General features: G+C 62.0%; 10 protein-coding genes and 1 pseudogene. 3 read left to right on the top strand and 8 right to left on the bottom strand.

The annotated features are described in order from the left end of the window. The first annotated feature begins 915 nt into the window (after positions 1-915). Together N826_RS37310 and N826_RS37305 are read left to right on the top strand one after the other, a co-directional pair. Positions 916-1,359 carry a hypothetical protein gene (locus tag N826_RS37310; protein WP_044437552.1) on the top strand — a complete coding sequence of 148 codons (444 nt, stop codon included), beginning with the start codon at positions 916-918 and terminating at the stop codon, positions 1,357-1,359. A 261-nt stretch (positions 1,360-1,620) separates the two neighbouring features. After that, positions 1,621-3,078 (top strand): methyl-accepting chemotaxis protein, encoded by a 1,458-nt coding sequence (locus tag N826_RS37305; protein WP_247870479.1) that lies wholly within the window; start codon positions 1,621-1,623, stop codon positions 3,076-3,078. A 688-nt stretch (positions 3,079-3,766) separates the two neighbouring features. Here the strand turns inward: N826_RS37305 and N826_RS37300 are convergent. From N826_RS37300 to N826_RS37270, 8 genes and pseudogenes are all read right to left on the bottom strand, one after another. Beyond that, positions 3,767-5,437 carry a sensor domain-containing phosphodiesterase gene (locus N826_RS37300; RefSeq protein WP_052832758.1) on the bottom strand — a complete coding sequence of 557 codons (1,671 nt, stop codon included), beginning with the start codon at positions 5,435-5,437 and terminating at the stop codon, positions 3,767-3,769. Between the two features lie 436 nt (positions 5,438-5,873). After that, entirely contained in the window at positions 5,874-6,347 is a 474-nt protein-coding gene (locus tag N826_RS37295; RefSeq protein WP_044437551.1) for a Ros/MucR family transcriptional regulator, read from the bottom strand. A 154-nt stretch (positions 6,348-6,501) separates the two neighbouring features. Beyond that, positions 6,502-7,023, bottom strand: a complete 522-nt coding sequence (locus tag N826_RS37290; protein WP_044437550.1) for a GAF domain-containing protein — start codon at positions 7,021-7,023, stop codon at positions 6,502-6,504. A 52-nt stretch (positions 7,024-7,075) separates the two neighbouring features. Next, positions 7,076-7,612, bottom strand: a complete 537-nt coding sequence (locus tag N826_RS37285) for a PAS domain-containing protein (RefSeq protein ID WP_169789494.1) — start codon at positions 7,610-7,612, stop codon at positions 7,076-7,078. Between the two features lie 330 nt (positions 7,613-7,942). Further along, positions 7,943-8,157 (bottom strand): annotated as a pseudogene (locus N826_RS42545) (transposase); the annotation flags it as partial. 215 nt (positions 8,158-8,372) lie between these two features. Beyond that, complete coding sequence (locus tag N826_RS37280) at positions 8,373-8,651, bottom strand: HU family DNA-binding protein (protein ID WP_044437548.1); 279 nt, start codon at positions 8,649-8,651, stop codon at positions 8,373-8,375. A 199-nt stretch (positions 8,652-8,850) separates the two neighbouring features. After that, positions 8,851-9,060, bottom strand: a complete 210-nt coding sequence (locus N826_RS37275) for a hypothetical protein (RefSeq protein ID WP_044437547.1) — start codon at positions 9,058-9,060, stop codon at positions 8,851-8,853. 49 nt (positions 9,061-9,109) lie between these two features. Then, entirely contained in the window at positions 9,110-9,538 is a 429-nt protein-coding gene (locus N826_RS37270; RefSeq protein WP_044437546.1) for a PAS domain-containing protein, read from the bottom strand. A 548-nt stretch (positions 9,539-10,086) separates the two neighbouring features. On the opposite strand from N826_RS37270, the gene N826_RS37265 reads away from it, so the two are divergent. Next, positions 10,087-10,270 (top strand): hypothetical protein (locus N826_RS37265; protein ID WP_044437545.1); only part of this gene is annotated, 184 nt, incomplete at its 3' end.

Here is a 10,270-nt window from a genome sequence, read left to right as displayed (position 1 = left end):
CAGGCCAAAGGCGAGCAGAATGAGCACCAGCCTGGTGCGCAACTTGAGGCGCAGGCGTGCCATCAATCCCTTTTGGTCAATTGAAGATTTAATAGTTCTGAGCGGCGCCTGAGTGGGGTTGTCATGATTGGGTGAGATTTGTTTGAGCATTGTTTTTCCAAAGGAATGGCTGCACGGGTCGGACCGACCAGAGCGAGCTTCACAGCAAATGCTCAAGGTGCGGATCCACGATCCCTCCTTTTTCACTGCGTCGCAATAAAGATATGATTAAAATGTGAGCAGAAATTTACGGCGTCAGGCGAGGCGAGAGTACCGCAATAAGCGCCCCGTGCTGGTGCTGGTTGAGGGATGCGGCGATTAGCCGTGATCCGTTATCGATGAAATGAGGGTTTCACGTCATACGACGGATTTTAGTATCGGAGCAGGAAGTTGGGAAGTCACTCAATAGCGTTGGCCATCTGCTCGGGAGCTGTGTGCAGTCGGTGATGCGCTGAGTTTTCAGGTATGTTGATCACCACTGTCGGAAACCGACACCATAAACGATGTCCAATTATCAAAGTCGACGGGACATGGTACCTTCTGCGTGGCAGGACAAACCGAGGGATGCATCCTGATGACCATACACCTCCAAGGCAGAAGCATGAAATCTGCTGAAGCCTCAGCCCACGCAGGAAGCACCAGCCGAAGATCGACACGCCGTAGTCTTGCATTGTCTTACTACTCATGTTTCGAGCAGCCTCAGCAGATATAGCAGCGCCAAGGACAGCAGCTGATCCCTCAAAACCATGGAAATGTAGTGGTTTTTAGGTAAAGAGTTATTAATTGTTGACCGGTACGGTCTGACCACCCTGACGCCGGTGTTCAGCACGCCGGCGCCGGCTCCATTATACATGGCATGATACAGGAGGTTCAGACATGGTCCTGGCAGCTTTCCGCCCCAGGGCTTCCCGCGCCGGGACAGGGCCGCGTCACCTGGGCACCCTTCCCGATACGCTGCCCGTCGCGGTCAGGACCTGCACCATCGCCACCTTCAGGATCGACGACGCCAACGCCGGGTTCAGGAAGCTGCTGAAAACGATCAGCCACGTGCTGAGGATCGATCCCGATTGGATCGTCGGCACCAGCATCGACATCTTTCACAGGAAGCTCGGACACCAGCGTCGGCTGCTGACTGACCCGGGGAACCTGCCGCACGCCGCCCGGATTATGGTCAGCGACGGGATCCTCGACCTCCACATCGACGCCGTGCGTGATCCGGCCGACCGCTACACCTGCGCCACCCTCAGCCAGCCGGCTGTCAAAGGCAGGATCCCGCGGCGAACTTCCTGTCGGCCGTCTCCCTGTGCAGGGCTGACCTGATCTTGAGGAAATCTCTAGACTTGGATGTCCTGGTCACCGCTGTCCGGTCGACACTGACCAAAGACCCGGTTCCCCCGGTCGCTTTCTGCCGGAACTGACGTCCGGCAAAAGCAATCCTTCAAACAGTAATCTCCACCGGATCGCCGGTTTTTGATCACGTCCCCACCGCAGTGTGGCGGCCCGTCGACCCGCTGTTCTGATCACCGCCACTCCTGTTTCAGAAAGGCCACCATGATGTTCCGCTTTGCCAAATCCCGGAAGATGGCAGAACTTAGCGCCCGGCTGACAGCCATCGGCAGGTCACAGGCCGTCATCGAGTTTGAGCTCGATGGCACGGTGATCACCGCCAATGGCAACTTCCTGTCGGCGATGGGTTATACGCTGGCCGAGATCCGCGGCAAACACCACCGCCTGTTCGTCGAGCCGGCCGAAGCGACCAGTGCCGAGTACGCCCGGTTCTGGGAGCGGCTGCGCTGCGGCGAGTTCCAGGCCACCCAGTTCAAGCGCATTGCGAAAGGCGGCCGCGAGATCTGGATCGAGGCCTCCTACAACCCCATCCTCGACGCCAGCGGCAAGCCCTGTAAAATCGTCAAGTTCGCCACCGACATCACGCAGCGCAAAGCCCGGGAAGCCGACCTCCAGGGTCAGGTCGACGCCATCAGCAAGTCGCAGGCGGTGATCGAGTTCGAGCTCGATGGCACCATCATTACCGCCAACGAGAACTTTCTCGGAGCGATGGGATATACTTTGGCCGAGATCCAGGGCAGGCATCACCGCATGTTCGTTGAGCCGGCGCTTGCGGCCAGCGCCGACTATATGCAGTTCTGGGACAAACTGCGACGCGGCGAGTATCAGGCTGCCCAGTTCAAGCGCATTGCCAAAGGCGGTCGTGAGATCTGGATCGAAGCCTCCTACAATCCCATCCTCGATGCCGGCGGCAGGCCCTGCAGAGTCGTCAAGTTCGCTACCGACATCACCGCACAGGTCGAACTCATGAATCAGCTCAAGACGCTGATCGACCGCAACTTCGGTGAAATCGGCGAGGCGCTGGGCCGCTCCGACGGGCAGTCGAGAGCGGCGATGGATGCCGCGACGGAAGCCTCGGCCAATGTCCAGACGGTTGCGGCGGCGTCCGAGCAGCTGGCCAGCTCGACGCTGGAGATTTCCACCAGCATGACCAAATCGACGTCCATGGCCGAGCAGGCCCGGCAGCAGGCCGAGGCCGCCGACCAGGCGACACAAAGGATGTCCGGCGCGGCCCGCCAGATGAACGGCATCGTCGAGCTGATCCGGAGCATTGCCGGCCAGATCAACCTGCTGGCGCTCAACGCCACGATCGAGGCGGCGCGTGCGGGCGAGGCCGGCCGGGGCTTCGCCGTGGTGGCGACCGAGGTCAAGAACCTGGCCACCCAGGCGGCCCGGGCAACCGATCAGATTTCCTCCGAGATCGACGGCATCCAGTCGATCTCCGGCGATGTGGTGGACGCGCTCGGCGGTATCCGGCAGTCGATCGAGGCGGTACGCGACTATGTTCTCACCACCGCCAGCGCCGTCGAGGAGCAGACCGCCGTCACCACGGATATGTCACGCAGCATGCAGGGTGCCTCAAGCGCAGTATCCGCGATCACCGGCAACATCGGCGAGATCGCGGCCTCGATCCATCAGGTGACGGAAGCAGTGAGCCGGACGAAGGATGCCGCCCGGGTCCTGGCGCGCTGATCGGAAGCAGCGGCGTCGATGCATTATCGATAACCGGCGAACTGAAGGATGTTCCGGGGTCCGCCGGGTTCCCGGATTGCTGAGACGTCGCTGCATTGAACAGGCAGCAGCAGGAAAAGCAGGCCGTGCAGGACTTCGGCAGGGATGCTGTCTGCCCTGATCCGCGACCTTGTCAGCATCAGGATCAACCACGACAACACCGGGTTCAGGCAACTGCTGAAATCGATCCGGCACGCGCCAAAGATCGATCCCGACTGGATCGCCGCTGCCAGCGCCGTCTGCCGGCGGATCCGAACAGCCTGCCGCGGTCAGTTTGAAGAGGAAACCCTATCTCATGCACCCACAGCTCGCCGTCCGCCGATTACAGGTGCTGCACGCCCAGCTGGAGACTCAGAAGGCGTCCCTGCTTGTCTGGCTTGGTCAGAGTGAGGATCTGGTACGCCAGCTCCACCAGGCGACCGATATGGAAATGTGCCTGGCACTCAGCCCCTTGATTGCCGAAATGCGCCGGGAGGTGGCCGGGCTGGATGCGCGATCGCCGACATCGATCACTCGACTGGCTGAGCTGACAGCACGCTTCAACACCGTCGCTCAGGCTATAACCAGCGGAGTTCGGACCATGGCCGCAGCTGAACAGGATGGTTTATCCTCCCCCTTAGCAGCAGGGGTTGAGGATCATAGCTCCCTTTCACCCCCAGCCTTCGGTGACGCCCTGCCGGCGCGCCCGGGTCCGGCCGGCGACGGGAGCTGAGGTCTTCGCCGCCGGCCAGGTTGGGGTGGGAGTGGCCTTGCCGAACAGCCAGCCCTGGCCATGCCGCACACCGATGGAGCGCAGGAACTCGGCCTGCGTCGCGGTCTCGATCATCTCCGCGGTGGTGTCCACTCCGAGATCGCTGCACAGCCGGACCAGGCCGCGCAGCAGGGCGTCGTCGCGCGGAGACTGGCCGATCTTCCGGATGTAGGCGCCGTCGATCTTGACGCCGTCGATGATCAGGGACTGCAGGTACGGGAACGAGGCGGCGCCGGCGCCGAAGTCGTCGAGGCAGACCGCGAAGCCGCGCAGTCGGCACTCCTGGATGACCCGGTCAGCCTGGGCCAGGTCGGTCAGCTGGACGCTTTCCGTGATCTCGAGCGACAGCTGGCCCGCCAGGTCGCGGTGCTGATCCAGCAGGGCAAGCAGCAGGCGGACAAACAGCGAATTGGCAATCGACCGGCCGGACAGGTTGACCGCCAGCCTGAGCGGTCGGGCCGCTCCGGGGGGCGGCGAGCGCAGCAGGGCGAGAGCCCGGGTACAAACCGCAATATCGAACCGCTCGATGATGCCGATCTCCTCGGCGAAGCGGATCTTCTCGAACGGGCTGACCTCGCCGGAAAAGCGGGACAGCACCTCGAAGTGGTCGAGTTCCCCGGTGGCGAGATCGACGATCGGCTGAAAGGCGAGCTCGAAGTCCTCGCCATCGACCGCCGAAGCGAACGCGCTCATCCGCTGCAGGGTGTCACCGACCATCTGCTCGAACGCCGCGCCGACCGACCCGGGCATGGCCGAGCCGCCGGCGAAGCGGTTGACCGTGAAGCGCACCGCCTGCATGAGTTCGTCGTGGCCGAGATCCCGGGCGTCGAGCTCCATTCGGTGCCCGGTCATGCTCAGCCGGACGCCGGCCTGCACACCCGCGGCGGCGACGTCCTGGAGACGGTGGCCCAGTTCGCTGGCGTCGGTGTCGTGAACGACGGCGAAGCGCGTGGCTGTCAGCCGCCCGGCGGAGTCGCCGTCGATCGCACCGGCGCGCAGCAGCGCACCGATACGGTGCACCAGGTCAGCGCAGGTCGTCGGTCGGCTGGCCGCCAGCCCAGCCAGTTCCGGCAGGTCCAGAAACATCAGCCCGAGGTCACGGCCCGCCTCGCGGGCAGCAGTACCAATCCCGGCGGCCGCGGTTGTGAAGCTCGCCTGATCGAGCAGACCGCTCTCGGGATCACGCGGCCTGGCGACCGGAGTGTCGGGATCGGCCGGGGAAGCGGCGGACAGAGCACACGACAGCCGGTTGCCGTTGCCCGGCAGCCGGCAGGCGTTCAGCAGGGCCGGACGCCCGGCATCGGCCGAACCGTTACCGGCCAGGCGCACCGGCAGGGTGCCGCAGCGGGCTCCGGCGGTCAGGGATGTGGCCGTAGCCTGGACAAGCGCGCGGTCATCGGGATGAAAGAGGTCCAGCCAGGGCTTGCCGAGCCAGGCCTCGTCGCGCTGATGTGTCAGACCCGAGGCGGCTCCCAGGACAAAGCAGATAGTCCCCTTCTCATCGACTTCGATCAGCAGGTCGGCGACGGCGAAGGCGAAGGAGACGAAGCGGTGGAGCTGGCGGGGCATGGTTTGGATCCTGATCGCAACCGGCGAAGACCGGTTGCGCTCCTGTGACAGGGTTGCACCGGCTGGTCAGCACAGAGGAGCAGAGTTAAAGCCGCACTCCGCTGCCAGAAACCCCCGCAGCGTACTCAGCTCTTTGCTAAGATTATGATAACGCTGGGCTCATTTCCTGTCGTAGGTTGTTTTCTAGAGCACCAGTGTAAGGCTGCAGAGCTGCCCGCCCAGTTCCTGTAAAATCCGAAGAGAGGTCTGACTATCGGCACCGAGCGGGCGCGCTTCATCGCGCATGCGGTTGATCAAGGACAGGATCCGTGAGTATTCCAAGCGCTTTGTCAGCTTCATCCCAGCGGTCAGAAAGACCATTGGCAAGAGGAACCCTGGTCTTTTGATCCATTATCCAATCATGGCACCACCAAGCCGGCTAACTTGACGGCCATGATCATATCTTTGGCCGACGGCCGGCGCGCCTGACCGGTACCGCCTCTGGATCCGGTTTGAACCGTTTCCTCCCCAAACCTAATTCCCTGGCCAGCGCACTCCGTTGCCTGGCATAGGCGGGAGCGACCATGGGGTAGTTATCCGGCAGGTTCCACTTCTCGCGGTACTCCTCCGGGGTCATGCCGCAGGTCGTGCGCAGGTGCCGCCTCAGCATCTTCAGCTTCTTGCCGTCCTCCAGACAGACGATATAGGCGTCCGTGACGGATTTGCGGACCGGAACAGCCGGCTTCCGGACCTCGGGTTTCAGCGGATCCGCCGGCTGATCCAGCCGCTGGAGCGAGTCGTGGACAAGCTCGATCACCTCCGCGATGGCGTCGACCGGCAGCGCGTTGCCGCGCAGGTACCCCGCCATGATGACGGCGCTTAAAGCTACCAGATCGCCGGGGGAAGCCTCCGACTTATGGTCCAGTGTCATGGCAATCACCGTCTGTTACGGGCGGAGGACGACAGGGCCGCAGCATGATCCATCTGACGTGATACGCCAAGACCTTTGGATATCGAAAATCAGGGAAAGCCCTGACACACCAACCAGCACGAGGCGTCTGCCAGCAAGCCAGCAATCTTCGTTTCTAGTCGCGTTCCAGAGCCTTACGAACCTCAAGACGCATTTCCAGCTCGTCCGACACGATCCCGGCCAGCTCTTCGAGCATGGCGATTTCCCGGTCGTCGATGCTGCGCGGCTGGTAATCGATGATGCACATCATGCCGAGATTGTAGCCGCTCCTGGTTCGCAGCTGACTACCGGCATAAAACCGCAGACCGGCCGCTCCCGACACCAGCGGGTTCGCCAGGGCGTGCGGATCGGCGGCGGCGTCGGTGAGGACATAGGGATCATCCTGTAGAATGGCCGAGGCGCACAGGCCAGGATCGCGGGCAATCTGGTTGAAGTCGATGCCCTGCCGGGACTTGAACCAGATCCGGTCGTGATCGACCACCGAGATGATGGCGACAGGAACCCGGAAGATCCTGACCGCCAGCCGGGTAATCCGGTCGAACGCGCCATCCGGCGGTGTGTCCAGGATCGCACAGCGTCGGACTTCGGCAAGCCGGGCCGTTTCGTCGCGGGAGGGAACGGGACTGTTTTTCGGCATGGCACGTCACCATCCTCAGGAACCTGCCACACCGGGCAGGCTTCCGGCATGATCAGTGTTCACCGTCAAGTCGACAGCTTAGCAGGTGCCTGGTCGTTATGATACCGGAGCGCGCCGGATCCGGAACATCATAGCTCGCCATCATGAGCTGCGTTATCCCATCTCCGGCAACCATCGGCAGCAGCAGGTCGCGGCGTGGCCGGCCTCCGAACCGCTGCGGCGCAGCGTACTGGATCAGGGCCGGCTGTGTGGTGGCACAGCACTGCCGGCAAACCGACCCGAGAAGAACCGCCATCGGCTCCGGCAGGTCGGTCAGGAGCTGTCCGGTCAGGTCCTCCTGCCATGATACCGTCAGCAGCGATCCGAACAGGCGGAAGCGGAAATCGACATCGATTTTCTCAAGAACCGCCAGATGACCCAGCCATGGGACGAGATCCTCGGCCGGCAGGTCGCTCCGGGTGGGAGCGGCGGCACTGCCGCGTCGCCTGCACCAGAGGCGCAGCAGCGGCACCAGGTAACCATCATCAGGCAGGTTGTGTTCGCTGACGTTGAAGATGATGATTGAGCCGAGTTGATCCGAGGTGATCACTGTCGTCACCATTTAGCTAAAACAGATCGATTTTCTTTGATGAACCAACCAGGACAATACTTGAATTTTCCCGCCGCCGGGGAGTTAAATTACTGGGTGCCACATACGAACTAGCTGAAGATAGTACCCTGATTTATGTATGAGGCTCTACTTCAGCCGCTGATAGTTCCTGATACTCACCAGAACCTGGCCGTAACGCTGCTGAACGACTCGCGCGACAGCCACTGGAGAGGCTGTGGGCCTGAAGCGGCTGTGGACTACCGGACAGATCTTTAACTGGGGGTTTAAGACCCAACAGTGACACTGGTGGCGAAGACGTTTTCCCAGAGGTCATGCGGCTTTCTGAAGGGCGGCGAACCATGAACAGCGGGTCTGGTCGGTCGGGATGCCGTTCACCCAGTTGGCGATCCGCACCAGGTTGATGGCGGCAGCGCTGATGAGATGCTGCAGGTGTGTTTTGGCCAGCCCTATATAGCGACAGCGCCGCAAGGCGCATCGGCGAACAGCCTGTCCGTCGTCGCTTCAATGCCGGCCCGGGCAGCATAGGACTCCCACTTCGCCACCATTATCACTGTTGGGTCTACTCCTACGGCGTCGGGGTAGTTTATCCGACTGTCAAGTCAGAGTAGCTTGGCCGGGTCGTTGTCCGGCAGGCTACCAGGCATCCAGCCGACTCGGCACACTGCCACCCCGTAACCGGAACGGATCTGTCCCAGTGCTTTGCGGGAGCAGCGTGAACAAGGACGTCGTTGTCATTCGCTCAGCCGCCGTTGAGAGCGTCCTTGACCGCCTTGGCGGCGGTGAACTTCGCACCCCGGGACGCCGCGATCGTGATCGTCTCGCCGGTCTGCGGATTGCGGCCCCGCCGCTCGCCGCGCTCGGCAACGCCGAACGTGCCGAAACCGGCGATGCGGACCTCGTCGCCCTGCTTCAGGGCCTCGGTCACCACGCCGATCAGGACAGCCAGCGCCTTCCCGGCGGTGGCGCGGCTGAGATCCGCCTGTTCGGCCAGGGCGTCGATCAGTTCCGCCTGGGTCATGCTCTTTCCCTGCTGTTATGACTGCCCACCCGGCAGCGGGCATTCTCCTTGCCAGCACCCGGGCAGGTACGCAAGCAAAACAGCTGTTTGGAGCACCGCTCCCGTGCTGCTGGCTACCCGACCCCCGGTGCAGGTCCTCCGCTTCAGCGGCACTCCGGCCGCTTTATTCCAAGAATGGCGATATACCGGCAGCCGCCGGTCAGGGGCCTCGCCGGATCCGGTCGGCCGACCATCCGGCGATCAGCACGCCGATCAGGACCAGACCACCGAGCATCGTCCAGCCCAGAGATGGCTGCCGTCCTCTCAGTACATCGACGCCGGTGCTGACCAGCATCACGATCCAGCCAAGCGACACGACCAGGCTGAACAGCAGTGCCGTCAGGGCGGCGAGCCGCCGGATCAGGGCCATGGATGTGCTCCTTCCCGTACAGGGCCGCAACTCCTGGACAGTCTCATCTTCAGGAGGGATCCGGAACCGGCCAGAGGCACTGGATTACCTGCCCGGCGGCTCTTTTATCGTCCCAGACCGGCAGCAGGGCGCGGCTGAACACCAGCAGTTTGCCCTTCGCGGGAAAGTACAGCGGGTCGATCAGCGGCTGCCGCGAAGCCTGGACGGAGCGAAGAGCCTTCAGCAGCGGCTGGCCATTCCCCAACTGGGAGACCCGGCGGCCGGTCCACTCGGCGCCGGTCAGTTCGACAACGCCCTGACCATCGAGGCGAACGAGATAATCGCTGCCCTTCTCGATTTCCTCAAAGATGGTCAGGCAGCCCAGCCACGGCTTCAGCGCGAAAACGTTGAGGTCACTGCGCCGGGGAATGTCGTCCGGCCCGCACCTCAGCTGCCACAGCTCAACGAGTGACCGGATCCGGGGATGAACCTCATCCATGCTCCCCACCTCTTGAGAGTTACCGATCTGTGAATTGCGCAAATAATTCAAATTTGTAAACAAATTGAACAGAAAATAAGATCGACTTTAGTTTTAGTTTCTCGGCCTAGTCTTATCTAATGTAAAGCTGATATTATTTTCCGATCACGAACCTACTATGCGGTTGCGATGAGGCGGCATGCTGATTATTTGGTTTTTCCCATCGTGAGACAATTTGTCACAGGCTGTAAGAACAGTGTACTTAAATCCCGCCGGTATTTATCTCATAAATGCCGTTTCTTCCGCCCCTTGATCATCCTAAAAGTTCCCGCAGCTCTTTACCTGCTGGTTGAAACACTTGTCCGCGTTTCGCCAGGAGACCTCCTGTTCTGCCTTGGTCGGAGCAATGATTGCGCCGAACACTTCGATCACTCCAGTCCCTGAACGGACTTAACCACTCCTTCACATTTTATCGATAATTTCCCGATCCCATCGAGACTCCTCCGCCTCGAGCCCACCTCCCCCAGCACGGGGTGCGGCGGCCCGAGGCATGATCAGGGAAGGCAGACATGGGTATTTCTGACAGGCCGTCGTGGTGCCCGGCACTGGCCGCGGCGCTGCTCGCCGGCGGCGTGTTCGTGGCCAGTGCGGCGCCCGCCGCGGCTGATGATCCGGCGGATCTCAAGGCGCAGTACCGGCGGCCGAACGAGATCCCGTTCCCGGCGGCCAATCCCTACAGCGACGCCAAGGCGG

This window comes from Skermanella aerolata KACC 11604 (genome assembly GCF_000936425.1).
GTDB lineage: Bacteria > Pseudomonadota > Alphaproteobacteria > Azospirillales > Azospirillaceae > Skermanella > Skermanella aerolata.
The sequence above is the reverse complement of the archived record's forward strand: the minus strand, read 5'-3'. Positions and strand labels throughout refer to the sequence as shown.

Coding starts and splice junctions, on each gene's coding strand:
- N826_RS37295 (WP_044437551.1), bottom strand. CDS start 6,347: ATGACACTGGACCATAAGTCGGAGGCTTCCCCCGGCGATCTGGTAGCT.
- N826_RS37290 (WP_044437550.1), bottom strand. CDS start 7,023: ATGCCGAAAAACAGTCCCGTTCCCTCCCGCGACGAAACGGCCCGGCTT.
- N826_RS37300 (WP_052832758.1), bottom strand. CDS start 5,437: ATGCCCCGCCAGCTCCACCGCTTCGTCTCCTTCGCCTTCGCCGTCGCC.
- N826_RS37305 (WP_247870479.1), top strand. CDS start 1,621: ATGGCAGAACTTAGCGCCCGGCTGACAGCCATCGGCAGGTCACAGGCC.
- N826_RS37270 (WP_044437546.1), bottom strand. CDS start 9,538: ATGGATGAGGTTCATCCCCGGATCCGGTCACTCGTTGAGCTGTGGCAG.
- N826_RS37280 (WP_044437548.1), bottom strand. CDS start 8,651: ATGACCCAGGCGGAACTGATCGACGCCCTGGCCGAACAGGCGGATCTC.
- N826_RS37310 (WP_044437552.1), top strand. CDS start 916: ATGGTCCTGGCAGCTTTCCGCCCCAGGGCTTCCCGCGCCGGGACAGGG.
- N826_RS37275 (WP_044437547.1), bottom strand. CDS start 9,060: ATGGCCCTGATCCGGCGGCTCGCCGCCCTGACGGCACTGCTGTTCAGC.